The following is a 25,003-nucleotide window of genomic DNA, read 5'->3' as shown; positions in this document are numbered from 1 at the left end:
GTTTCGATGGCCAGAACCAAAGAGCGCATCGAAGGTGTAGTAATCGGCGTCTTTCTCGGTTTCGGGCAGGATGCGCCGCTGGTCGTCTTTCCCGGAAATCCAAATGAGACCGCGATGCCGGCGCGCAGCCTCGCCGAACTCACCTCCGATATGATAGGCGCCGAGGTGGCATTGCTGTTTCAGGATGGCGACCCGAGCCGACCGCTCATCGTCGGGCGCATCGTCGAACCGCAGCGCAAGGTCTCTGCGCCGCAAGTCTTCCGTGACGGCGAACGGGTACGGATCGTCGGTGACGAGCGCGTCGAACTGCGCTGCGGCAAGGCAAGCATCATCATGGAAAAGGATGGCCGCATCACCATTAGAGGCACCTACCTGACCAGCCACGCCAGCGCCGCCAACCGCATTCGCGGCGGTTCGGTGAATTTGAACTGATGCCGGCGCCGATCCTGCGCGAAATCGTGCGCCAGCATGCCGAAATGGCGGCATTCCTGTGGACGGTCTACGACTACAACCTGCTTCATCCCGGCGAAAACAAGGATATGGACGAGGAGCGCATGGCGCGCCTTGTCGAGCGTCTGGAAGCACATTTGGACGGGTTGCGCGTCGCCGGCGACGTCGGGCGGCAGATCGCTCAGGAACTCTATGACGAATACCCCGATCCGGGAGAACTTTTCGTCATCAAGATGCTATCGGTCGCCAAGCCGCCAAGAATAACGGAATTGGATTTGGACAAAGTCAGGAGCAGTCTTGCGGTTCAGTCCAAAAGGCGCTGAGCAGCCATTGGACGAAGCCTTCGAATATGGTCGGAAGGATTGATGCAGGCGACGCTCAGTTGTAGCGAGACCCGAACCAGTTTTGGCTGTCGAAACGCGCAGCCACAGTGTCCCCCGCGGTTGCGAGATAGGTCTGGTTGGAGACCAGCGCGTAGGCCTGGATCGTGTTCTTGATGTTCCTCACCGCAACGCCATCGAAGCTGAACACGCCTTCGCCGCCGGCGCCTATGTAGATCGTTCCGCGATAGAATGCCAGCCCATGGAAATTGTGGCCGGGCTGGGAGACATCATTCCAGGCCACGCCGTCTCCCCGGAAAAGCACGCCCTTTGTCCCGCACACCAGCGTGTCGCTGGCCCCCAATGTCAGAAGACCGAGCAGGCGCTGGTTGGTCGGCAATTGGACTTGCGTCCAGGCTCCGTCATAGTGCCAGAACAGTCCGTTTGCCCCGCAGGCATAGAGATTTTTCTGCGACGTCCCGCGGATCGAGAAGATCGTGCCGCCGAGCGGCGGGCTGAAGGCAGTCCACACCGCTCCATCCCAATGATAAACAACGCCCTCGTCACCCGCGGCATAGACGTCAGTATCGGACAGTCCCCACACACGGGTCAGAGCCCGTCCTGATACCGGTAAGACGGTCCAGGCAGTCCCGTCATATCGCCGGACTTTGCCGTCTGCGTCGGTGACGTAAAGACAACCGGTTTCCGATCGCCAGATCGAGGTCAGCCACACTCGGACATCGAGCAGATCGGTCCTGACGTTGGGAGCCGCACGACCGGCAACATCGGATTCGCGCGCGACGTATGAATTGAATCCTTCGCCATCGGTATACACGACGATGCTGAAGATAACGCCGTTCTCGTCGGTCGCGACGCCGTCACAGCTTACCGAATAGTCGCTCATGATTTTTGCCTTTCATCAAACCGCTCCGGCCGTGCTCGATATCTGCTGGCTGAACGCTCCGGTTCTCGGGGTGCGGCATTGGGTGCTTTCTTTGGCCGCGTTGTCGTCGCCTTCCATCATTTCCTTGTAGAACAGATCGCACACCATTCTGAGACACTTGATGGCGTCATGCTCCTTGCCATCGGGAGTATCGTCCATATCAGGCGCCTTGGCCTTTTTCATCGCGTCAAGATTTGCCTCGCGCACTTCGGCATAGGTCGGATTTTTGCCCGCTGCCCTCTGCTTCGTTGTCCAGTCGTTCTGCGCTGCGGTCTTTTCGCCATGCTCGGTCCCGCGTGTAGTCTTGTCATCGAGACACACGCAAGGGGCGTCGCCGATCTTGTAGTCAGCAACCGTGCTGATCGCCTGCCCGCCGCGTGAATTCTGAAAACAGGCATTCTGCAGTATATGATCGGACTGCTGGCTGGAACTGCATTCCTTGTCCGCGTGCTTGTAGGCATGAACCTTCATGTCCAGCTTGGCCAGGATGGTCGTGCACGACGATGTTCCGACCTTGAGCGTACCGATCTTGGGCCATGGTGGCGCGTTGCCGGTCGGTGAAGCGTGATTGTTAGTCGACAGGTCGCTGAAACGGCTGACCGGCTCGCCGTCGGCTTTGACGTCGCCCGACCAGGCGATGGCATATTCCTTGCCGGTGTTGACGGATGTGACGACGCCCTTCTTGGCGGCTGCACCTGCTTCGGTGCCGCTTGTCTTGGTGTAGTAGGATTTGTTCTTCTGGGTGATCGTCTCGCCGCCGATCTTGACCGTCCCTGTGCCGCTGTCGGTGTCGGAATCGAGCCCGAAGGACGGGTAGGGCACGGGGATGCCTGGCGGCGTGGCGGGATTTTCCGGCGGCGTCATGCACACGTCTGGAAACGCCGCGATCACCTTGTTGGACTGCGCCTTGCAAGCGATCTCGAGCGTGTTGGCGTAGACGGTCATCAGGCGGCCCTCGCCGCAAGCACTGCCGCACCACATGCGCCTGCGTCGTTCGATGCTTCGACCAACACCGGATTTCCGGCTGCATATCCCTTGCGCGCGGCGGTCCACGCCATGCCGATCATCAACGGCACCACCGCCGCCCCGACATTGCCGAGCGATTCGCCCGGCGACCATAGATCCTGGAATTCATGGCGGCCGCGCAGCAGCCGCAAGCTGGCCAGTGCCGTCTGCTTGAACCAGAACTGCTCGCCGATAAGGTCGGATATACGATAGCCGAGCTTGTTCATCTCCATGCCGGTTTCCTTGAAGGCCGTGCTGTAGGCATTGGTCATGCCGTCGCCGCGCAATGGCATGTCGTCGGCGTTGTAGATCGAAGCCAGTTCCCGCGACAGGCCGAGCCCAAAAAGGCGAAACCCGCCGCGTTCCGGTTTTTTGCACAGAATGGCGGCGGCGGCTTCGCCACAAATGAAGCCGTTTGGATTGTCTGCCGTCAGCAGCCGCTTCCGACCGAGGTAGTAGGAGGTCGAAACGGCTGTGAGATAGCTGTCGACACCGGCTATCATGACATAGCTCGCTTCGCCCGCCGCGATCATGTGGCGGGCACGGTCGAGGGCGGCGTGTCCGGACGGTCGCCCGTGCGCCACGATGCGCGTGTTTGCCGGCGACACCAACTCGACGATACCGGCTATCTGCCGCAGAAATGCCAGATTGTCGCGGACCGGCCGGCCGGGGCGGCCCTCTTCCGGCAGGCAAAGGATGAGAGCGGTTTGCCCGCGCGCTTCGGGAACGGTTTCAAGAGCCTCGCATATAGCGGCCGCAGCCATGTGCGCCAGCCGCTTTTCGCCGATCCAGTTGCGCGGCAGGAGAACAGGCGCTCCAGTCAGCAGGTCGCCATTGCCGGCCGTGAAGCGCGTTTCCTGGAAGCCGTCCAGGCGCGCACGCATCGCCGCGCAGGATGAGGGGGCATCGAGACCGACGGCCGTCACCATACCCACAGCTGCGATGTCGATTGCCGTGCTCATGCGTCCTCGACCTCTTCTTCGGGCTCCGTGCCGTTGGCGCGGATGTACTCGCGTCCGGCAGCGCGCGCCCTGAGCATCGGTTCCGTCGGCGGTCCGACCCAGCATTCGCTGAAATCGAGGATCGTGCGCTGGATCCGTTGCGATATCCGCCAGACCAGCGAGAAGCGCCGGTTTTCAAGATCGAAGAGCACCGTATCGGGCAGCAATTCGCCCTCGAAGGCCTTGTCGCCGCCTTTGAACAGCGTCAGCGGCAACGCCGTGCGCGGCATGCGGAAGCTTTCCTTGCCTGCCGGCGTCAGATTGACTAACACCACGTCCTCGCCGCCCCTCGGATGGTCGATCTGCTGGTCAGGCGGCGCCATCTGGAAATAGCGTTCATCGAAATCCGGCGGCAGGAACGGAAAAATATTGTCGACCCAGTTCTGGTCGTAGGTGCCGCCATATTCGATGCGTCCCGGCCAGCCGCGCCCCATCGGCCCGAAGCTCATCGGCTTGTAGTCGCCGAACGGCGTGCGGATTTCCTCGCCGACCGCTTGCGTATTCGGCAGCCGCAAACCGGGAATGAGGCGTTGGTTCCTGGTCCGCGACCATCCGGTTCCGACCGGGTTGTATTTATAGCTGGCTGGAAGCTTGTCCTCTGGATCCAGCCTGTCGACGCCACCCCAGGCAACGTCATAGGAGATAGGCAGTTTCAGGAAGGGTTGCGGCGACGTGGCGGTAAAGACCGGACCGATGGCGCGCCATTCGCGGTGGCCAACGACCTCGAACAGCTTAGACCAGTTGCCGACCTTGATGCCGACCGGGACGCGCTCGGCCGGCCGTCCGCCGGGTGCGTAGGCACAGCCATTGGCGATCACGTCGCAGCGCGGCTTGCGGAAGGCGAAGTCCGTCTCCCACAGCGTCGCCGAATAGCCGGGCACGCCGGTTTGCGTGTCGGCCATGACCAGCGGAACCTGTTCGGCCGATTTCTGCACCAGCCCGCCAGGCTTCGTCGGAAAATCGAAAGTGCCCTTGACCACGACCACGATCCATTCGTGGCCGGCCTTGTCCATGCCCATGGTGAACTGATGCGGATAGCCCATCTGGTTCCAGATCTGCATCAGCTCGCCTCCACGTGGCTGGCGAAGATCTGCTCCAGCACTGGCTGCGGCGCCAGCTGGTCGACATCGAAAATATCCGTATGCGCCGACCACATGACGAGATCGTCGATGACATCGCCCTCGCCATCGACGACCGGAACGGGCAGGGCGGCCAGCGCCGCGTCGAGTTCGTCCGGCGTCATCTCGCCCCGCTGTGCGGCGAAGGCGGCCTCTTCGATATTTTCGAACCAGGCATCGGCATAGGCAAGCTTCAGCGGTGCTTCATCAAGGCGCGCGACGACGCTCAGCGGAAATTGCCGGCCGACCCTGTCGGCGCTTTGCAGTACAATGCCGGCCGAGGCGCCGAAGGAACCAGGCCCGCTCAGGAAACGCAGCGCGATGTGCTGCGGCCAGGTTTCAAGTCCGAACAGCGGCACGATATGCTGCGCCAGCCAGCGGTCCCATCCACGCACGAAATCCGCCGGCAGCCGCCGGGTCACGAAATCGCCGGTGGCGGGCATCTTGCCATAGAAGCCGGGCGCGATCAGATCTGCGGCGGACATGTGAATTTCTTGAACATTTCGAGCGTGTAGGGGTTCTCGACGCTGGCGGCTTTGAGTTCGAAGTCGGCCCACATCCCCTTCGTGCCGAGCCGCAGGCTGTAGACGTCGGTGAGCTTGGTCGCGGCGAAGCGGCCGCCGCGCAGCATTCTGAGCCACGCCCAGCTGCCGGTCTCGTTGAGCATCACTTCGGGCGAGCCGTCGACCGGCTGGAAGGCGAGAGAGATCACCCCGGTGCCATCCTTGCCGGGCCACGTCATCGGTTGCGGCCTGGTGGCGTTGTTGTAGTAGACGAGATTCTGGCCATCGAGGTTGAGCGTGACGCGCGTCACGTTGGGCGAGAGGTCCTTGGGCTCCAGCGTGAAGTTCATCACCGGGCCGGTGCCGCCCGGAAACAGATCGTCGCGGATATGCCTCGCCTGCTCGAACGCTGCGAGCGCCGCCGGGTCCAGGCCGAAATCGGCACGCCATTTCCACGGCTCGCTGGCGGTGTCGACATAGTTGATCAGATGGTCGGTGGTGAAGGCATCGATCAGGCCGGTCGGCCCGAAAAGACGTTGAAAATCGCGCACATTGACATCGACCGCGCTGTCCGGGCTGAACGGATAGCGGTTGTTGAGCGCCGCCTGGCAGAACGGCAGTATGTCGGCCCGCCAGATGGCGTTGAGTTCGTTGGTTACGGCCTTCTGCGACAGGCCGCTGGTGTCGCCGGCAATGCCGCCCAGCCACTCGTTGATCGGCGAAGGCAGGATCTGCGCCTGCCTGGCGACCGCGCCTGTCAGTTCGGCAAGCCCGCCCTGCTTCTTGATCGCATCCTGCGGGTTGGGATTGGCGGTCACCGTCTGCAACACATTCGACAGCGCCGTCAGCGCCACGACGGCGGCGTCGAGCGCTGGCGGCTGGCCGTCGACCTGGGCGATGGTGCCTTTGAGCGGCTTGAAATGCTCGGCAACCAAGCTGCCGGTCATGTCCACCTGGTTGGCGGAGCCGGCGCGCGGCAGGAGCTTGGCGCCCGAGGTCACCACCTTGCCCAGCTTGCCGAGTTTGCTGAGCAGCTTGGAGCCGGTCTTGGCGGCAGCGCCACTTTTGTCGTCGGCCGGCGCGTCGTCGGAGCGGGTGAGGTCGGTCTCCTGCACCACTGCCGTCAACAGGCGCTTCAGCGCGGAGTCGGCGCTGGAAAGATCCTTCAGGTTCTCACTGGCGATGTTGAGATCGGTAAGCGGCGCAAGCCGCATGTCACGCAGGAAAGAGTCCCACTGGGCGATATAGTCGTCGTAGTAGAGCTTCAGGATGTCCTGCGAGAGCGCCGAGACCGACGTCTCCGAATTCTCCGAGCAGCCGCCGGCAAACACCGCGCGATCGAGGGCCGCCTGTCCCGCCACATCCTCGACCCGGTCGAGGATCGCGTCGTGGAAACCCGCATAGGTGTAAGGCCCGGGAACACCGACGCGCAACGTCTTGTCGGAGCGGCGTGCGAACACTTTGGCGCCGTTCGGCCCGGCGAAATTGGCCGGCACCCATTCCTTGACGGCGGCTACTTCCGGATCGGCCAGGAGCTGCTTGTAGGCGCGCTGCGGCAGCGAGATCGTGCATACAGTCTTCAGCGCCTCCGCGACCAGTGCCTTGTCCGGGGCGATGTAGCTGTCGTCGACGGCCATGCGGCGGATGGCGGCGATTTGGTGCTCTTCGGCGTCGGCCGTGGGGAAAGGCGGAGCCGGCGCGAATTGCGGCAGGCTGTTCACCCACCAGTTCTGGACGAAATCGGTGTCCATCTGCGACAGGCCGGTCATCATCCGGTAGGTCTTCAGCGCGCCGAGCATGAAATCCGGATCGCGGATTTGCCGCCACATCGTGGCCTCGAGCAGGGCGACCATATGCGGCTCGAGCACGTTGCGCAGCGCATGGCCGTAGGTATCGGTCTGCGCGCGCACCAGCTCCGGCGAAGCGGTAGGGCCGAGCAGGTTATGGACGGCGTCTGGTGGCGGCGTTCGGGCGCTCGCCACCGCGTCCATCGCCGCCAGCGCGCCATCCATGGTCGGCTGCTCGACCGCGGCCGGCGTGGCGGCGACCTGGGTGAGCGGCCCTTGCAGGGCTTCGAACTGGCCGGCCTGTTCGGTGATCGCATTGCGGTTGTCGAGGTAGGACCAGGTGAACAGTCCGCCGGCCAGCAGGGCCGCGAGCGCACAGGCGGCCGCGGCCCCGCGCCAGATCCAGGCGCGGCGGCGCTGCGCCAGCGGATCGAATGTTCCAAGGCCGGCCTCCTTGAAGATCACTTCGGTGAGAAGGTTCCTGAGGAAGAAGCTGCGCTTCTCGACGCGCGCCGCCGGCATGGCGCGGCGCGGCGGCAACCCGAAGGACGATGACAACGCCGCGGTCAGGCGGTCGATGGGGGCTCCTTCCTGCGTCGCCGATGTCAGATATAGCCCACGCAGCCACGCGGCTTCCTCGTAGCGGCTTTCGCCGAACATCGCCTCGATCAGCACCTGGATCGGCCCGCAGAGGCTCGCCAACTGCGCCGGAAAGCGAAAGATCTCGGCGCGCGAGCCAAGCTTGTCTTCGTCTTCAAGGCGCGGCACCAGCCTTCGCTCCAGCTCGCTGCCAAGCCTGGCCAGCTCCGTCTGGATCATGCCGGCGTTGACGCGGGCATCCAGCGCAAAGGTGGTTCCCCACACCTGCTCGCGCGCGCTCGTCGACAAGCCGCCGAAGAAGGCTTCGAACCCTTTGATCAGGTCGGCCTTCGTCAGCATCAGGTAGACGGGCAGACGAATCTCCAGCCGATCGTTGAGCTCGGCCAGTCGGCGGCGGATCTTGCGGCCGTGCGTCTTGATCGCCTCGTCGCCTTCCGAGAGCACATCGATCGACAGCGCGACGATGACGCCGTTGAGTGCGCGGCGACCGCGGTGCTTCTTCAGAAGGTCCAGGAAGCCCAGCCATTCCGCGGCGTCGACGTCCGGCTGGCTCTCCTGCTGGACGTAGCGGCCCGCAGTGTCGATCAGCACCGCGTTCTCGGAGAAAAACCAGTCGCAGTTGCGCGTGCCGCCGACACCCTGCAGATCATCGGTCAGATCGATTGGAAAATTGAGGCCCGACTGGCGCAATGCCGTGGTCTTGCCGGTGGCCGGAGGCCCGACGATCACATACCACGGCATCTCGCGCAGGAACTTCCGTCCACCGAGCTTGCGACGCTTGAGCTCGGCCATCACCTCGCCGAACTTCGCGCCGACGGCTGCAACGCTCTCCTCGCCGGGGGTAAGCTGCTTTTCAGTCACGGGTGCCGCGATCTCGGCGACGAACATGCGGTTGGCTCGGATCGCGCGCCGTTGCGCGATGATCAGCCAGACCAGCCACAGGATGATCAGGCCCGCGATGATGGCGATGCGCACATTGTCGGATTCGAATGGCGCGTACGGGCCGACCTGGACGATCGGGCCGAACACCCAGATCAAAAGCGAAAGCAGCGCAATGCCGATCAGCGTCCAGAGAAAGCGCGAGGTGATGACCGCCCAGAGGAAGCGCAGGATGAACATCTCAGAGCCTCTTCTCGACCAGGACCTCGACGCGCCGGTTGAGCGCGCGGCCCTCGCGCGTCGAGTTGTCGGCCACCGGATCGGAGTCGGCGCGGCCTTCGGAACGGATGCGCTCCTGTGGCACGCCAGCCTGCACCAGGAGGTCCGCTATGGTTTGGGCACGTGCCTCGGAGAGCCGCTGGTTGCTGGCGAGCGGATTGGACCGTTGCAGGCGCACATTGTCGGTATGGCCGACGATCGTGATGTTTCCGATGAGCTCCTGATTGGCGAGGATCACCTTGGCGATCGACTGGATCAGCGGCTCATAGCCTTGCGACAGTGTCGGCCGCGAAGACTGGAAGAGTTCGGGGTTGGACGACTGGATGATCAGCTTGGCCAGCGAGACGCTTTCGGTGCCGCTGAGCGCGCCCTTGAGGCTCGCCGGCGCTTCCACCTTGAACGCGGGCAGCAGCGCGAAATCGACCGGCTGTGGCGGTTCAGGTGCGGGCGCATCCTGCTTGGGCGCGGCGCGGGTAACGTCCGCGCGTGAGGCCGGCGGCAGCGTGCGCACGAGGGCGGAGAGTTCGACCGCCTGGCTGCTCAAGCCCATCGACAGACCGATGTAAGCGGCGGCGGCGACGACGACCGCGGCAAGTGCCATCACCCAGATTGGAACGATGAAGCGCTGCGGTTCGTCGGAAGCGATCACGCCTTTCCAGTTCGGCGACAGCGGCGCGTCCTCGGCGTCGGCATTGCGCAGGAACCGCGCGGCTGCCACACGCACGGCATTGAGCGAGCGGTCGCCGGCGCGGCCGGGCACCCGGTACTTGCCGCGGAAGCCGAGCGCCAGGCAGTAATACTGAAGCTCAAGCATCTCGCGGTCGCGGTTGGGATGGCGCTCCAACTCGTCAAGGCGGGTGAAAAACTGGGTGCCGGCATCGACATCGCCACGCAGCATGACCACCAGCGGCTGGCGCGGCCAGGCGCTGGCGCCGCCCCACGGCGTGTTCAGCGCCAGGTCGTCGAGCAACGCCGCCACCGCCCAGGCCGCCTGGTCGGCGCGCTCCAGCGAGGAGCCTGCTGCCATCGCGGCGTCGCGCGCCTGAACCAACTCGTCGAGCAGGCGCGTGCGCATCGCTTCCGGGTTCTCCGGCGCCAGCGCGCTTTCGAGCTCCGGCGCGAATTCGAGCAACGGCGCGAAGATATTGATGAGCGTGTTGGGATGGGCGCGCGCCCTTTTGACAGGCGCGCCCGGTGCCAGCGGCGCCATCGGCCGCGGCGCGGCGCCCGCCAGCCTGATGCGTGTGCGTTCGCGATCCTCCGACAGTCCGAAAGGATCATCCCGGCTCATGGCCTCACCTGTTCACTGAGTAGCAGTCGACCTGCGGCTCGCTCGGCAGGACACCGGAAACGCCGATGACGAAGCCGGGGGCGTCGAGCAACGAGGCCCAATGCTCGCTCTTCTGGTCAAGCTCCAGGCACAGCCGGTCGCCATCATAGGGAATCTCGCGTGGCTGCGAATGAAGCGGTTTCAGCGGAATACCCGGCAGGCGCGACTTCCAAAGGCCTTCGAACTGATCGGCGGCGCCGACCGTCGCCTGGTTGACGAAAATCTTGCGCAGCGCGTCTTCCGACAGTTCCGATCCGACGCGGATGACGATGCGGCTGGCGACCAAGAGCTTCGGGTTGTCGATGCGCACTTTCCAGACATTGGTCGCGTGCCGCATCACCGGCAGCGCGCGCGATTTCGGCTCGATGTAGCGCAGGCTGAGGATGAGCGAACGCAGGGCGTCGGCCAGCGCCATATAGGCGGGGCCGGGCGCCATGTGGTCGTAGGCCGGCAATTCGCCGAGGCGCCGCGAGCTCGAGCCGTAGGTTGCCATCTCGCCGGCCAGTCCGGCCAGTTCGAGATAGAGTTCGGCCGGGTGAAAGACATCCTGCGCCAGCATGTGGGCGAGCCGCGGGCGAGCGGCATTGGCGAGGTGCAGCATCAAAAGGTCTTCGACGCTACGGCCGGCGCCGCCCATCACCATCTTGCCATGCGCTTCGGCGATCTGGTCGAGGCCGGTGACCACTTCCTGCAGCAATTGCCGGTACCAGTGGACCGCGCCGGTGATCAGCGTCGGCGGCAGGAACGTCTCATCGAGCGAGATGCCGCCGTCGGCGCGCACACCCTTTATGTCGGCGATCGGCAAGGCGGTATAACCGCCGACCGATTTGCCGGGTGCAAGCAGGGCGGCTTGCGGCCGGGCGACCTCGATCTCTTCCGGATCGGCGCCGCTCTGGACGGCGTCGCGCACCGAAACGATCTTGCCGTGGTAGCGCGCGCCCGTCGAAGCCGCATGCGCCGGATCGAATCCGACGCCACCGGGCGGCTCGAGCGGCAGTGCCACCAGCACCGGACCGGCGCCGGTGTCCGCAGTGACCGGCAGCGGCTTCGGCGCATCCATCAGTTCCGGGATGGAGAAAGGCGTGCCGTCCGGGAAAATACCCCGGGCGGACACGATCGAGACCTGGCCGGCGTCGAGCAGCGACTGGTCTAGGGTCAGTTGCTGGAAGCCGAAAGTATGGAGCTGGCCGGCCTGCAGTGCGCCGCGCACCATGCCCTCGAAGAACCGATCCTGCTGCTGGAAGTGCTGGGTCCTGAGAAACAGGCCCTCCGACCACAGCACCCTGTTTGCATCGCTCATGCCATTACTTTCTGCGCACAACCATCCGTGGCCCCTGTCGCTAGGCGGAAATGCCGCCCTTGCCGAGGCTGACATTGACGGTGAATTTCGACCCTGGCGATACCGACTTGGTCGTGCGCCAGTTGCGTCCGCCCGGCTCGCGGATCAGCGCCACGAAGCCGAGTGCCGTGGCGTTCGGCTCGACCGTGATGGTCTTGGCCGCCGTCTTGCCTGGCGCGACCGAGATCGTGTCGGAGCCGATGAGGTCGGCGCCGAGCGCCGAGCTGGCATCGCCCTGCAGCGCGAAATAGTCGGCCGAGTTGAACTTGCCGGTGCTGGCAAGCCGCATCACCAGTACCGTCACCGGTCTGTCGCCGCCGCCCGGTCCTGGATTCATGCCGGCGCCCCCGGTCACGTTGACCGAGATAACCGATGGTTTCGGCGGGCCGCTCTGGCAAGCCGCAAGCAGCCCCGTCGCGCCGAGGGCAACGACGAATTCGCGTCTGTCGATCATGTCCTACTCCTCCTCTTCATATGCGTCCCTGAAGTCCGCGCCGATCTCGCCCAGGAAACTCGATTCCGCGCTCTGGGCGATGTCGCGATGGCGTTTCTGGTAGAGCTCCCACAGCTTGGCGTTACGTCCGCCGGAGAGCAGATTGCCGATGGCGGAATTGGACTTGAGCTCTTCCTCGATCGCGGCCGGATCGAAACGGTCGATCATGCGCCGAAGCGCGGCCTGAACGCCGCGCCAGGCGCGTATGTGATGCTGTGCAAGGTCCTTTACCGCATCGTCGATCGCCGCCTCGCCGGAGAGAAAGCCCGGACTGCGTTCCGAGATGATGGTGACGATGACATCCTCGGCCGTCGGCAGGAATTTAAGCGGGTTGACCTCGGAAGCGCCGACCACCGTCTGGGCGACGCGCGCGCTTCCCTTCTCCTCGGCGCGCTTGCGCAGGAGTTGCATCAAGCCATCCAGCATCAGCCGGTATTCACGTCCGAATTTTTCCATTTCGGCGATCGGGTCGCGGCCGGGAAAATCGGCCTCCTCGACGCCCATGCCGCGCAAGAATGCGGCACGAAGTGCCATATCGCCGGATGCGGGCTGCGCCGGGCGCGCCGGCTTGGGCGCTGGAACGGCGCGTCGCGGCGGCGGTGGCTCGGCTGCTTGCACCGGTACATCCCAGGGATGCCCGGCGCGCGGCTTTTCAGCCTGATGCTGCACACGTCCTGCCGGGTCTGCGCCGTTAGCCAGAGGCGGGGTCGCGGCCGGCCCAAAGCTGAAATCGTCATCGAAGCTGGCCGGCTTTGCCGCATGCCCGGACGCATCGTTGCGCGAAGGCATTTCGCCGAACCCGAACGGATCCGGCTGACCTGGAGCAGCGGCATCGCTGGATTGCGATGTCGCCACCGGGTCGAGGCTGAACGGGTCGTCGAAGGCAGGCGAACTGCGTTGGCTCGATGCGCGGTCATAAGCCCCCGGAACGGGCTGCTCGAACGGGTTCGGCAAGTCCGCCGGGCGTGGCGGGCGCGGTTCTTCCTCTACCTTGGCCGAGAAGAAGTCGTCGCCGCCGATGCTGGCAGGCGTTCGCGCTCCCGGCGATGACCACGCAGGCGCGGGATGGCCGCCGACAAGGGCCGGGCCGACCGACGTCCGGTTCGCTTTGGATTGAACCTCGACGTGGAAGACATAGTCGCCCATGCGCAGCCGCATGCCGCTCTGCAGCCGCGTCGACCTGCCAGGACCCAGGGGGCTGTCGGAGTCATCGACGAACAATCCGCTGCTCGACGTGTCGGTAACGAAATAGCCATCCCGGCCGCCGCTGATCTTGCAATGCGCGCGCGAGACGAACATGTCCGGGTCGTCGATCTGCCAGCCGGCGTCGGCGCTGCGCCCGATCACCAATTCGCCCTCGTCCAGCCGGGTCTGCCTGACCACTTGCGAGCGCGGGCCTTGTTCGAGCGTCAGCAGCAGGCTCATGCGGCAGCCTCCGCCATTTCCGGCCGCCAGCCGACGATGGTGTGCAATCTGAGATCGTCGGCGTCACCCTTTTCGGCGGGACGCGCCAGCCAGGCCGTCCGGCCAAGCTGGACGGTCCCGACCCGTGGCGGCGGCACGGCGTCGCGTGCGAGCACGATGCGCAGATCGACGTCGAGCGTCTCGCCGATCATGTCACGCACCGCCTTCTTGAACAGGCCAAGGCGCCGTTCGCCGGGCAGGAACGACCTGAAGTCGTCGAGGCTCAACGGACCGATGCGCAATTCGATCCTGCTTTGGCGGCTGAAGACCCGCGGCCCGATCGTCGCGCCACGTCCAAGCCCGGCATGGGCCTTGCCGAGACGCGTCTGCAGTGCCTTCGGTATGGTGATCCAAGCGGCGACGAATTCCTTGATCTGCACCTGCACCTTGAAGGCGGTGGCGAGAAACAGCGTCAGCCGCTCCGCGCCGTCGATCTGGTTGGCTAGCGATCCAGCCTGCCGCAGTCGAACAGTGTCGAGTTCGGGATCCTGCGTGCCGGGGAAGCCGATCCCGGACATTGCCTCCAGCATGGCGCGAACCCGCCCGCCGACTGACCGTTCGACCTGCACCGCCGGATGCGCGTCGGCCCAGGCGCGATAGTAAAGGGCCATCATGCGGTGCTGCAGGATGTTGACGAAATCGACGAAGGTCGTGTCGCTGGTCTGCTCGGCGTCGGCCCCGGTGAACCAGCGCTGCGACAGCCGGTCGAGCACCCAGCGTGTCAGATGCAATGGCATCGGTCCTTCCGGTCCAAGCAGCCCGAGATTGGCGACGGTCACCCGCGCGTGGGCCTTGTCCCCGGCGTCCTGGAGCTTGACCACATCGCGAGCCGAGAAGCTCAGGCGCACATGCTGGCCAAGTCTCGCCGGCTCGCGGTCGGCCGTTCCGGAATGGCCGAACAATCCACCGCGCTGCTCCAGGCGCCGCAGCAGCTCGAAGAAATCGAAGCTCTCCAGCAACGGTTCGGCCGCAACCGTTGCGGGCTCCGCTAGATCAGGTAGCGATTGCCGGGCGTCATCGGCCATGGCACATCCTCCTGCTTCTGCAGCAACCGGGTACGGGTCCGCACAAATCCGTTTATCCCTGCATGGCGGGCGAACAGCCGCGAAAGCAGTGCCGAAAGCAGCAGCGAACTTTGCCCCGCCAGCACGGACTGGTCGACATGCAGTGTCACTTCGGTACCGCGTCCGAAACACATTGGCCCGTCGATCTGGAGCCGCTCGATCACCGGGCGTGAATCGATGCGCACGATCGAATGCACGTTGCGGGCAAGGCTGGGATCGCCGCGATCGGCATAAAGGTCGAGCAAGGCATGCAGCGGATCGACGCCGCGGCCTTCCTGGGCAAGGCTGAGGAAGTTGAGAGAGAGCTGCGCCACCAGCCGCCAGGCGAGATTGTCGGCACGGGATTCGCCCGCGGCGCTGGCCGGGAGCGACGCCGGGATTGCCGGCTGCGGCGCCCGCAGTGCTCCGAGCAAGCGCACCGCTTCGACCGGATCGGCCGTCTCCAGCGTCAGCGTCGGCGTGTCGTCCAGGATCGGCAGGTCGCGGTTGGTGCACAGCGCCGTGATGTCGAGACGCTTCAGTGGCCGGTTTGGCGAGCTTCCTGCCGGCCGCGAGACGGCGATAAAGACATCGTCGCCCGTGTAGGAGGTGCGGGTCAGGCCCTCGCGCCGCTCGTCTTCGGTGGCCCGGCGCGGACGTCGCTCCGTCGAATAGACCCAGCCGCTGCCGCGGTTCTGGCCCAGGCTGAACAATTCGGGAATTGTCGCCTCGCCGCTCTCCGCGTCGGCGTCCTCGACCCGGGTCACCCGGAAGATCTCGAAATCCCGCGCCCGCGTGCGGTCGGCGTGCAGCACCTGACGCGTTTTGCGCGGGTCGATCTCGATGACGTTGCATTCGCGTTCGAAGAGATTGATGACCGGTGTCACGAACAATTCGAAGTCGGCAACCGTCACATCGGCGAGCTCGGGCACCGGACGCCGGAACAGGAAGATGATCTCGATCCCCGCATCGCACTTGCGCACCACCGGCTGGAGGCCGGCGACCCGCAGATAATGGAAGCGCTCCGGGATCATGAAATATTCGCGCAGCAGCCGGTATCCCTCGAAGGTCGGACGGGTGCGCGGCATCAGCGCTTCGTCGTCGCGGATGCCGATCATTTCGGGCTCGGGCAGCGCCGTCAGCGGATTGGTCTTGCCTTCCGCCCGCGCGCCGAGAGCCGAGCAAGCGCCGAAGATTGCATCGAAAAGCAAGGGTGCCCTGGCACGCCCGGCGAAATAGAGGTCGAGACGGTCAAGCGACAGTTCGCTGAGCTTGCCCTTTCCCGTCCGGGAGAGGGTGACGCGAAACGCCGCCTCGCCGCGCGCGTCGCCGATCGGCGCGATTCCGGCAGCCGCGAGCGCGCTGCGATCCTGGAAATAACCGACCGAGGTGATCGCGATCGGCCACAGCGTGACCTCCTGCGCGGTCGTGAAGGTCGAACGTGTCGAAAGCCCTGGATTGAGGCCGGAGACCAATCGCGTGCCGCGCGCGACGGCGTGGCCGGCAATCATCGACTGCACCTGCTGGCCGGGTTTCAGCACAGCCATCGCCGTCGCCGGCGCCGGCGTCACCAGATCCGGGTAGAGCACATCGAGCACGGCGCGCGAGAAGCGCGAGCGCTCCGCGTCGACCTTGAGACGGGTGCGCGCGGCCAGGAAGGCCACGCCGTCGAGCAGCCGTTCCACATAAGGGTCGGGGCAGGGGACCGTGTCGAGGGAAAGATTACGGGCGACCGCCGGATGCATGTCGGCGAATTCCGCGGCCAACGCCCGGATATGGGTCAGTTCTTCTTCGTAGTACTCCACGAAGACCCGATCCATCTCAGGTCTCCCGGAATTCGGTTCGTGCCAGGCCGTTGTCGAGATTGATCGTGGTGCGCAGCCGCATGCGCTCCGGTGTCGGGGCCATGATCAGCACCGCGTCGATCTCGATCTTGAGGCCGACGGTCTTGTCTCCGAGCGTGACGTTGACGGTCGTGGCGCTCTCCTTCAGGCGCGGCTCGAAGGTGGCAAGCACCGCGCGGATTTCGCGCGCCAGCGCATCGCGGTCGAAATCCCGCGAAGAGCGGCCGGAAAAGGACGGCACGCCATAATTGACCACGCTGCGGCGCACCTCGGGAAAGTCGGCGAGCGACGGCAGTTCGTCCAGGGGCTGTTCGTGTTCGGCATCGGAGAGCATCGGTACGGATTCGAAGCGCTCGGTGTTGAACAGGGCCTCGATGTCGCGCCGCACGGCTTCTTTCAGCACGCGTGCCGAAACCACCACACCGCGGCTTTCGATCTCGGCGCGATGTTCGGCCTGGAAGACCAGCCGGTGCAGGCGCCGCCTCTGCTCTGGCGTCAGTTCGGCTTCGGTATCGATGCCGCGTGCGCTGCCGGCAAGAAGAGCCTCGACGCGCTCGGCGCCGAGTTCTTCATCCAGAAGACGCCGCAGCCCGTCGATCTCCGACGCCACACCAGGCAAGTCGTTGACGAGGCGGTCCCAGAGCGAAGGCTGGACCGCCTCGCGCTTTGCCCGCGAACTGCCCGCAAACTGCGGCTTCGCGCCAGGCCGCTTGGCCTCACTTGCCGACATAGACGTCCATTTCGATCTCGTCGTCCTTGTCGTAGACGAACTTGATCTTCTTGTAGGCGAAGCTGACTTCTTCCTCGATAAGATCGGCCTCGTCGGCGGCCTGCCGCATGTCGTACTCCATGACCGAGGCGTCGGTGAGCGTCACGACCAGATAGTCGCTGGTCTCGCCGTCAATGGTGCGGCGTGCCGAGAACACCACCTCGTCGAGCGCCTTGTTCTCGAACAGCGCCTTCTTCAGATATGGCGACGACTTGTCGTAGTGCTTGATGAATTTGATCATTCCCATCGACACACGGCCGCGTCGCGAAAGCGAATTCGGGTCGTAGGGCGCTATCATCTTGTAATCGACGCCATGCACTTCGATCTCGTCTTCATGGCCGTCGCGCTTGCTCGGGCCCTTGATGTCCGGAACTTTCAAAAAACCATCGATCTTCATTGAAGGACCCTCGCTTCTCTCTGTGGTCGGCATTGTCTTTCTCCACCGCTTTTCAAACGAAACAAGATGACTTCGCTGCGACTTCAGCCCTTCACTGACGGCAGTTCCGATACCAGCCGGAGAGAGGCGTTGATGCCTTCCAGCTGGTAGTGCGGACGCAGATAGAAACGGGCATTGTAGTAACCGGGCCGGCCTTCGACGCTGTCGACTTGAACCTCGGCAGCGGCAAGCGGACGCTTGGCCCGTGCCTTGTCGTCGGCGAAGGCCGGATTGGCCAGCACGTACCGGTTGATCCATTCGGTCAACCAGATCTCCATATCGGTGCGTTCCTTGAACGATCCGATCTTGTCGCGCGCGATCGCCTTGAGGTAATGCGCGAAACGCGACACCGGGAACAGGTAGGGCAGGTTGGCGCTCAGCCTTTCGTTCGACTGGGCGTCGGGGTCGACGAGGCGCCCGGCGCGCGTCTCGTCATCCTGGAGCGAGTGCGCGCCGATGAAGGCTGCGAGATCGGTGTTCTTGCGGTGCAGGATCGGCATCAGGCCAAGCTTCGCCAATTCCGCCTCGCGCCGGTCGTCGATGGCGACCTCGGTCGGGCATTTCATTGCGATCGAACCGTCGTCCGTCGGGAAAGCGTGCACCGGCAAATTGAGCACCGTGCCGCCATTCTCGACGCCGCGGATCTGCGTTCCCCAGCCATAGAGCTTGTGGCTGCGGTTGATGTTGACGCCCATCGGGAAGGCGGCGTTCATCCAGACATATTTGTTGTGGTCGCCGCCCACCTCCTCCTCGAAGGTGAAGCCCTTCACCGGAACGGTTTCCGAGCCGTAGGGCAGGCGTGCCAGCACGCGCGGCATGGTAAGCCCGATATAGCGGGCGTCCTCGCTCTCGCGCAGCGACTGCCATGAGGCATAGGACGGGTTGTTCACGATCATCTGCAGGTCTTGCGGGTTCGGCAGTTCCTGCCAGCTGTCCATGCGGAACAGCCGCGGCGACGCGGCCGCGATGAATGGCGTGTGCGCCGAGGCACAGACACCAGAAATGTTGCGCAGCAGGCCGACGTCGCGCGGATGGTTGGAGAATTCGTAGGCGCCGATGATGCAGCCGATCGGCTCGCCGCCCAACATCGAATACTCGTCCGTGTAGACTTTCTTGAAGATCGGGCTCTGGTCCCACATCTGGCCTTCATAGTCTTCCAGCGTGTCGCCCAACTGCTCCTTGGAGATGTTCATCACCCGGATCTTCAGCTTGGTGTCCGTCTCGGTGTTGTTGATGAGGTACCAAAGGCCTCGCCATGTGCCTTCCATCTCCCGCACTTCCGGGGCATGCAGGATCTCGTTGACCTGCGTCGTCAGCATCTTGTCGATGCCCGCGATCAGCGACTTGATCGACCTGATCGCGTTGGACGAGATGGTCGTCGTCTCGGAACGGGACTGAGCGGCCAGCGCCAGGTTGCGCACCAACTGCTGCAGTTTCTCGCTGTCGTCCTTCTTGACCTTGAAATCCTTTTCAAGGAGGCCGCTGAATTCGCCAAGATCGATGGCTTCGGCCTCGGCGGTAGCGGCTGCGGTCTTTTGCTGTTCGGCCATGACTTACTCCTCGCCCTTGCCGTCAGAAATCGCCTGGCCGGCGATCTTGCTCAGCAGCGGCTCGTTGTTCAGAAGCTGCGCGATGCGCTTTTCGGCGTCGACACGGCCATCCATGAAGCCCAGCAGTTCCTCGAGTTGACGCCGCATCTTGAGGATCTCGGCCAGTTGCGGCACCTGCTCGGCGATCTTGTCCGGCGCGAAATCACCCATTTTGGAAAAGGTGAGATCGATCGCCAGTTCCTCGTCCCGCTCGGCGCCTTCGGCTTGCGGCAACGTGTTCTTCACACGCGCCTTCACGCGCGGTCCCATCGCTTCCATGAATTTGGGGAAGCGATTGGCGTCGGTTTCGACGAAATTGCGGTCCAGAACCGACTTCGACGCTTCCTTGGTCTGCGAGGCGCCGGAAAGGTCGGCCATGACAGCCATGACGAACGGCAACTCGATCGTCGTGGGGCTGCCGTAGGTTTCGACGTCGTAGGCGATCTGTACGCGCGGGGCGCGGTTTCTTTCGATGACCTTGGCTTTGCTCTCTGCTGGCATGCTGGTTACCTTTCATCCTTCTGGGCCGGCTTCTTGGGATCGGCGACACCGGCAAGCAGCCGGAATTCCTTCAGCCCCGACGGGGCGAGATCTTCCATCAGTTCCACGAAATCCATGTGCACCATCCTGCGCACGCGCCGGGCGAGGTGCGGGATAGGGCTGGACGGTTCGGTGCGGTCGTAGAAGGCGACCACGAGATCGAGGCATTTGACGACGTCGTCGCGCGAGTTGATCCGGTCAGGCAGGCCGGCGCTGGCGTCCACGGAGCTTGCCACACTTGCCATCGTTTCGGCTCCATGACCGTTTTGGGTGGGCGTCGATGCCGGTTGGGCCGGCTGCGGGGCAGGCTTTGCCGCACCGTTGGCCATGGCGCCGGCGCTGGAATTCCGCTCCAGCGTCGTCAGCAGGCGCTGCAGGAACTTCTTCAGATCCGGAACGGCCGCGCCATTGCCGTCGATGCGGGCATTGAGCGCGGTATCCACAGCCTCCAGCGCCGAAATCGCGGCGCGCGCATCGGCCAAAAGTGTCGTGACAGTGTCCGCGGCCTGATCGATCTGCGCCGCGCATCCTGTGCGCACCCGGTTCAGCAGCTGGTTGTGGGCGGCCGTCAGCGCCGCCTTTTCGGCGGTTCCGAGGCCCGAGGCAGCTTCCTGGAGCATGACGCGCTCGTCGAGCGCTGCCTGTTCCAGGTCTCGCCCGCTGATCGGCCCGATGGCGCGCGGTGAGAAGAAGACGGTGTGCCTAAGGTTCGCCAGCAGGCCTTCCTGGCCGTTCTGGAGGTCAAGCAGCGCATTGATGCGTCGCAGCGCCGCGTCGCGGGGCGTGGCACCAGTCCGCAAAGCCGGATGCATCGTATCCCAGTACTGGTCGAAAGTCCTTGCGATCAGGGTCAGCCCCTGGGCGAGGCCGGCGAGCTTCTCTTCATTGGCCAGCGCGCGCGTGACGATGACCAGAAGGCGCAAATCCCGGCCGCGCGACTGCAATTCTTCCGATTTTTCGAGGACGGCCGCCCAGTCGACGGCGCTGGTTGACTGCGAAGCCTTGTTGCCACCGTCGTGGACGACCTTGAGCTGGGCTTCCGTGAGCCGCTCCAGCTCATGAAAAGCCGGGTCGTTGCGTAAATCCTCTCCCGACGGGTTTGCACCGTCCAGAGGATTCAGCCAGAGTGCGAGATCAATCACACCTACCCCCAGCAAAGGCCCTGTGACCCCTGTGACGCAACGTTATCATCGGTCCCATGCCACGACAATTGAGCACTTCCTCAAAAACTAACAGAAGCTGAATTCTCCAGTAATCTTTCAACCAAACCCATTGTGCGATCGGCGGGCCGGGCATGCGAAATGGCTCGCATGCCCGGCCCGCAATCCGGGTTTGTTGGAGGAGTTTGCAGGGCTTGTGTAACCACGAGGTGCCGCCTGAACCGGGTCGGAAGGCCTCGTTCGTCACACGGCTTTGTCAAGCGGCCGCTTCTATGGCAGGGTACGGTCAGCAGATTTCGGGGGCAGGTTCAATGGAACAGCGCCGATCGTCGCAGAGTTTCAAGCGCAAGGAACTGGTTGCAAAGCTCAATCCCACGGGGGTGCGCGCCTTCAAGGCCGCCGCGGACACGGCGAAGATGCGCGGCAACCCCTATGTCGAGCTCGTTCATTTCGTCCAGCAACTGGTGCTGTCCGAGCGCTCGGATGTGCAGATGATCGTCGCCGATGCCGGGCTGGATGTCAGCCGGCTGACCGCCGATATGACCCGCGCCATCGACAAGCTGCCCTACGGCGCGACCTCGGTGGAGGAATTCTCCGATCACATCTTCCACGCCATACAGGAAGGCTGGAGCCTGGCCACACTGGAATTCGGTGTCGAGGAGGTGCGCAGCGCGCATATTCTTCTCGCCTGTCTGAGGACACCGGCGCTGGAAGGGCTGGTTTCGAAAATCAGCGCCGAATTCGACAAGATCGATGCGGACGGGGTCATTGCCCGCTTCGCCGACGTCACCGAGGGCTCGCTCGAAGCCGGCTCACCTCCTGCCGCGGCGGCCGCCGAAACGCCGATGAGACGCGGCCCTGGCGGGGATTCGGCGCTCGCCAAATACGCCACCGACCTGACCCAGCGTGCTCGCGACGGCAAGATCGATCCGGTCGTCGGCCGCGATCCCGAAATCCGTCAGATTGTCGATATCCTGATGCGGCGCCGGCAAAACAACCCGATCCTGACCGGCGAGGCGGGTGTCGGCAAGACGGCGGTCGTCGAGGGCTTTGCCTTGCGCATCGCCCAGGGCGACGTGCCGCCGACGCTTCAGAATGTCAGCGTACGCATGCTCGATGTCGGGCTGATGCAGGCGGGCGCCAGCGTCAAGGGCGAGTTCGAAAAGCGGCTGAAGGCCGTCATCGACGAGGTTCAGGCCTCAGAGACGCCGATCATCCTCTTCATCGACGAGGCGCACACGCTGATCGGCGCCGGCGGCGCGGCGGGAACCGGCGATGCGGCCAATCTCCTCAAGCCCGCGCTCGCGCGCGGCGAGCTTCGCACCATCGCCGCCACGACGTGGGCCGAATACAAGCAGCATATCGAGAAGGATCCGGCGCTGACCCGCCGGTTCCAGGTGGTCAAGATCGAAGAACCTTCCGAAACGGTGGCCGTGCTGATGTTGCGCGGTGTCGCCGGCGTTCTCGAGCAGCACCACAAGGTGCAGATCCTCGACGAGGCGATCGAGGCCTCGGTTTCGCTTTCGCACCGCTACATTCCGGCCAGGCAGCTGCCCGACAAAGCGGTCAGCCTCCTCGACACAGCCTGCGCCCGCGTTGCCGTTTCGCAGCACGCTACGCCGGCGGAGGTCGAGGACATTCTGCGCCGCCGCCAGGCGCTCGAGGTCGAGGAAGGCATCATCGGCCGCGAGGCGGCGATCGGCATCGAAGTGGCCGACAGACAGGCTCGCGTGGAGGCCGGGTTGGCGGAAACCGAGACCATGCTTGCGGCAGCGCAAGCGCGTTGGGATCGGGAAAAGGCGCTTGTCGCCGAGATTCTCGACCTGCGCGCCAAACTCCGAGGCGAGGGCGTGCCGCTTGACGCGGTGGAGGGCGGGGAAGCCGCTCCGGGCGAGGCCGTCAATGCGCCAGCCGCCGAGGCGCATGAAAGCAAGGCAGCTGAGGCCAAAACGCCGAAACCCGAGACGGCCGAACCCAAGGGCTCGAAGGCCAAGTCTCCGAAAACAAAGGCGGCAAAGATGGAGGCCGCTGCCGCGCACGAGCCCGTTGCCGTGCCGGATTCCACTGCCGATCTGGCACGACTGCGCGAATTGATGGCGGAACTTGCCGAGGCGCAGGGCGAGACCCCGCTGATCCTGCCGTCGGTCGATCGCAATGCGGTGGCTGCCGTCGTCCAGGACTGGACCGGCATCCCGACGGGACGGATGCTGTCCAGCCAGACCGAGAAGGCGCTCAAGCTCGCCGCCACTTTGTCCGAGCGCGTTGTCGGTCAGGACCATGCGATGGAGATGATCGCGAGGCGCGTGCAGACCAGCCGCGCCGGCCTCGGCGCGCCGGAGAAGCCGGTCGGCGTGTTCCTGCTTTGCGGCCCCTCCGGCGTCGGCAAGACCGAGACAGCCCTGGCGCTGGCCGAAACGCTCTATGGCGGCGAGCAGAACCTGATTTCGATCAACATGTCCGAATTCCAGGAGGCGCACACGGTCTCGACGCTGAAGGGCGCGCCGCCCGGTTATGTCGGCTATGGCAAGGGCGGCATCCTGACCGAGGCCGTGCGGCGCAAGCCCTATTCGGTGATCCTGCTCGATGAGGTCGAGAAGGCGCATCCGGACGTACACGAGATCTTCTTCCAGGTCTTCGACAAGGGCATGATGGACGACAGCGAAGGCCGCCGGATCGACTTCAAGAACACGCTGATCCTGCTCACCTCGAATGTCGGCTCCGAGGTTATCATGGACCGCACCAAGAACGGCACCTTGCGCAGCGGCATGGATGACCTGGACACCGCCTTGCGCGGCCCGCTGCTGAAAGTGTTTCCGGCCGCTTTCCTCGGCCGCGTGGTGACAATCCCTTACTATCCGCTCTCGGACGCGATGATCGAGGCGATCACCAGGCACCAGTTCGGCAAGATCGCGCGGCGCCTCAAGGCAACCAACGATGCCGAGCTGGTGATCGGCGACGGTGTCATGGACATGGTCAAGGCGCGCTGCACCGAGATCGAATCCGGCGGACGCATGATCGACGCCATCCTCACCAACACGCTGCTGCCGGAACTCAGCCGCGGCGTGCTCAATCGCTCGCTCGAGGGCAAGAAGATGACAAAAGTCACCGTCGGTGCCTCGTCGGAAGGATTTACCTACTCTTTCGAATAGATCTTCGACGTTCGTTCCCTGGCGCCGACCAAAGCGCATTCCTATGACCGCTCGGGCCAATCATTGGCGCACCGGCCCTCGTGAAAGGCACTCGCGCCAGGCTGAAGCACCTGCGCTTTCCCCGGGAAAACCGCTCACACCTTTCCCGGAATTGTCCTAGATCACCGTTTCTCCTCCATCGACAACCAGGATCTGACCCGTCATGTACGAGGACCGGTCGGACACCAGAAACAGCACTGCCTCCGCGATCTCCTCGACGGTTGCCCAACGGCCAAGCGGCACCCTTTCGCGGATGTAGTCTTCGATGGCTTCCCGGCCTCCCATCTGGGCGATGAAAGGAGCATTGAAGGGCGTGTCCACCCAACCCGGACAAAGCGCGTTGACGCGAATGCCGAAGCGGCCATAGTCGCCGGCCATCTGCCTGGTCATCGCGATCACCGCGTGCTTGGTCGTCGTATAGGCGATCATCTCGCGGTCGTAGAGCACGCCGGAGCTCGACGACGTGTTGAGGATGACGCCGCGGCCTGCCTTCTTCATGAATGGCATGACGACGCGGGCACCGAGGAAGTGAGCCCGCACATTGAGCGTCCAGGAGGTGTCGAAGCCTTTCACGCTGACACCGAGCACGTCGCCTTCGACCTGTACGCCGGCATGATTGTGCAGGATGTCGATCCTGCCCTGAGCGTGGATGAAATCGTGAAAACCGGCTTCAAGCGCCTGATCGTCGGTCAGGTCGAACACAAGCGCCTTTGCCCGGCCACCGACGGCAAGAATCTGTTCGACCGTCGCGTTGGCGCCGTCGGCGCTACGATCCGCCACGCCGACCACCGCACCCTCGCGCGCGATGATCAGCGCCGCCGCCCTGCCGATGCCGGATCCCGCGCCGGTGACGATCGCGGTCCTGTCCTTCAGGATCATGCTTCCCCCTTTCTCGCCGGTCGGTAATCCTGCATCATCGATCG

General features: G+C 64.2%; 21 protein-coding genes. 3 read left to right on the top strand and 18 right to left on the bottom strand.

Annotation, left to right across the window (positions count from 1 at the left end; translation table 11 throughout):
- The first annotated feature begins 6 nt into the window (after window positions 1-6).
- Window positions 7-432 carry a DUF6484 domain-containing protein gene (locus tag FJV80_RS13590; RefSeq protein ID WP_095789823.1) on the top strand — a complete coding sequence of 142 codons (426 nt, stop codon included), beginning with the start codon at window positions 7-9 and terminating at the stop codon, window positions 430-432.
- Window positions 432-773: a hypothetical protein gene (locus FJV80_RS13585; RefSeq protein ID WP_095789824.1), complete on the top strand. Its 342-nt coding sequence runs from the start codon at window positions 432-434 to the stop codon at window positions 771-773. The genes FJV80_RS13590 and FJV80_RS13585 overlap by 1 nt, the downstream gene beginning before the upstream one ends.
- A 55-nt stretch (window positions 774-828) precedes the next feature.
- Here the strand turns inward: FJV80_RS13585 and FJV80_RS13580 are convergent, their stop codons facing one another.
- The 17 genes from FJV80_RS13580 to tssA form a co-directional block, all read right to left on the bottom strand.
- Window positions 829-1,674 carry a hypothetical protein gene (locus tag FJV80_RS13580; protein ID WP_095789825.1) on the bottom strand — a complete coding sequence of 282 codons (846 nt, stop codon included), beginning with the start codon at window positions 1,672-1,674 and terminating at the stop codon, window positions 829-831.
- A 15-nt stretch (window positions 1,675-1,689) separates the two neighbouring features.
- Entirely contained in the window at window positions 1,690-2,658 is a 969-nt protein-coding gene (locus FJV80_RS35015; protein WP_245438128.1) for a DUF4150 domain-containing protein, read from the bottom strand.
- Window positions 2,658-3,680, bottom strand: a complete 1,023-nt coding sequence (locus tag FJV80_RS13570; RefSeq protein ID WP_142876634.1) for a 3-oxoacyl-ACP synthase — start codon at window positions 3,678-3,680, stop codon at window positions 2,658-2,660. Before FJV80_RS13570 ends, FJV80_RS35015 begins: the two co-directional genes overlap by 1 nt.
- Window positions 3,677-4,780 carry a DUF2169 domain-containing protein gene (locus FJV80_RS13565; RefSeq protein ID WP_142876633.1) on the bottom strand — a complete coding sequence of 368 codons (1,104 nt, stop codon included), beginning with the start codon at window positions 4,778-4,780 and terminating at the stop codon, window positions 3,677-3,679. Before FJV80_RS13565 ends, FJV80_RS13570 begins: the two co-directional genes overlap by 4 nt.
- Window positions 4,780-5,322, bottom strand: coding sequence for a type VI secretion system-associated protein TagF (tagF, locus tag FJV80_RS13560; RefSeq protein ID WP_142876632.1), 543 nt, complete (start codon window positions 5,320-5,322; stop codon window positions 4,780-4,782). Before tagF ends, FJV80_RS13565 begins: the two co-directional genes overlap by 1 nt.
- Window positions 5,304-8,846 carry a type VI secretion system membrane subunit TssM gene (tssM, locus tag FJV80_RS13555; protein WP_142876631.1) on the bottom strand — a complete coding sequence of 1,181 codons (3,543 nt, stop codon included), beginning with the start codon at window positions 8,844-8,846 and terminating at the stop codon, window positions 5,304-5,306. The genes tagF and tssM overlap by 19 nt, the downstream gene beginning before the upstream one ends.
- A gap of 1 nt (window position 8,847) precedes the next feature.
- A complete protein-coding gene (gene tssL, locus FJV80_RS13550; protein ID WP_142876630.1) occupies window positions 8,848-10,176 on the bottom strand; it encodes a type VI secretion system protein TssL, long form in 1,329 nt (442 codons plus the stop codon).
- Window positions 10,177-10,180: 4 nt separating this feature from the next.
- A complete protein-coding gene (gene tssK / locus FJV80_RS13545; protein WP_142876629.1) occupies window positions 10,181-11,515 on the bottom strand; it encodes a type VI secretion system baseplate subunit TssK in 1,335 nt (444 codons plus the stop codon).
- A 40-nt stretch (window positions 11,516-11,555) separates the two neighbouring features.
- The gene (tssJ, locus tag FJV80_RS13540; protein WP_019859795.1) at window positions 11,556-12,008 is read right to left on the bottom strand and encodes a type VI secretion system lipoprotein TssJ; all 453 of its coding nucleotides are present in this window, start codon (window positions 12,006-12,008) and stop codon (window positions 11,556-11,558) included.
- A 3-nt stretch (window positions 12,009-12,011) separates the two neighbouring features.
- Window positions 12,012-13,472: a type VI secretion system-associated FHA domain protein TagH gene (gene tagH, locus FJV80_RS13535; RefSeq protein WP_142876628.1), complete on the bottom strand. Its 1,461-nt coding sequence runs from the start codon at window positions 13,470-13,472 to the stop codon at window positions 12,012-12,014.
- Entirely contained in the window at window positions 13,469-14,536 is a 1,068-nt protein-coding gene (gene tssG, locus FJV80_RS13530; protein ID WP_142876627.1) for a type VI secretion system baseplate subunit TssG, read from the bottom strand. Before tssG ends, tagH begins: the two co-directional genes overlap by 4 nt.
- Entirely contained in the window at window positions 14,500-16,374 is a 1,875-nt protein-coding gene (tssF, locus tag FJV80_RS13525; RefSeq protein WP_142876626.1) for a type VI secretion system baseplate subunit TssF, read from the bottom strand. The genes tssG and tssF overlap by 37 nt, the downstream gene beginning before the upstream one ends.
- A gap of 1 nt (window position 16,375) precedes the next feature.
- The gene (gene tssE / locus FJV80_RS13520; protein WP_095775014.1) at window positions 16,376-17,128 is read right to left on the bottom strand and encodes a type VI secretion system baseplate subunit TssE; all 753 of its coding nucleotides are present in this window, start codon (window positions 17,126-17,128) and stop codon (window positions 16,376-16,378) included.
- Complete coding sequence (locus FJV80_RS13515; protein WP_027047140.1) at window positions 17,115-17,564, bottom strand: Hcp family type VI secretion system effector; 450 nt, start codon at window positions 17,562-17,564, stop codon at window positions 17,115-17,117. Before FJV80_RS13515 ends, tssE begins: the two co-directional genes overlap by 14 nt.
- Before the next feature lie 83 nt (window positions 17,565-17,647).
- Window positions 17,648-19,153 carry a type VI secretion system contractile sheath large subunit gene (tssC, locus tag FJV80_RS13510; protein ID WP_095775013.1) on the bottom strand — a complete coding sequence of 502 codons (1,506 nt, stop codon included), beginning with the start codon at window positions 19,151-19,153 and terminating at the stop codon, window positions 17,648-17,650.
- Window positions 19,154-19,156: 3 nt separating this feature from the next.
- Complete coding sequence (gene tssB / locus FJV80_RS13505; protein WP_019859789.1) at window positions 19,157-19,693, bottom strand: type VI secretion system contractile sheath small subunit; 537 nt, start codon at window positions 19,691-19,693, stop codon at window positions 19,157-19,159.
- 5 nt (window positions 19,694-19,698) lie between these two features.
- The gene (gene tssA / locus FJV80_RS13500; protein ID WP_142876624.1) at window positions 19,699-20,874 is read right to left on the bottom strand and encodes a type VI secretion system protein TssA; all 1,176 of its coding nucleotides are present in this window, start codon (window positions 20,872-20,874) and stop codon (window positions 19,699-19,701) included.
- Between the two features lie 329 nt (window positions 20,875-21,203).
- Here tssA and tssH point away from each other — a divergent pair, with 329 nt between their 5' ends.
- On the top strand, window positions 21,204-24,041 hold the full coding sequence (gene tssH, locus FJV80_RS13495; protein ID WP_142876623.1) for a type VI secretion system ATPase TssH: 2,838 nt from the start codon (window positions 21,204-21,206) through the stop codon (window positions 24,039-24,041).
- Window positions 24,042-24,197: 156 nt separating this feature from the next.
- Here tssH and FJV80_RS13490 read toward each other — a convergent pair whose 3' ends face one another.
- Window positions 24,198-24,959: an SDR family oxidoreductase gene (locus FJV80_RS13490; protein WP_095775010.1), complete on the bottom strand. Its 762-nt coding sequence runs from the start codon at window positions 24,957-24,959 to the stop codon at window positions 24,198-24,200.
- Window positions 24,960-25,003: the final 44 nt, after the last annotated feature.

The organism is Mesorhizobium sp. WSM4310 (assembly GCF_007003935.1).
GTDB lineage: Bacteria > Pseudomonadota > Alphaproteobacteria > Rhizobiales > Rhizobiaceae > Mesorhizobium.
The sequence above is the reverse complement of the archived record's forward strand: the minus strand, read 5'-3'. Positions and strand labels throughout refer to the sequence as shown.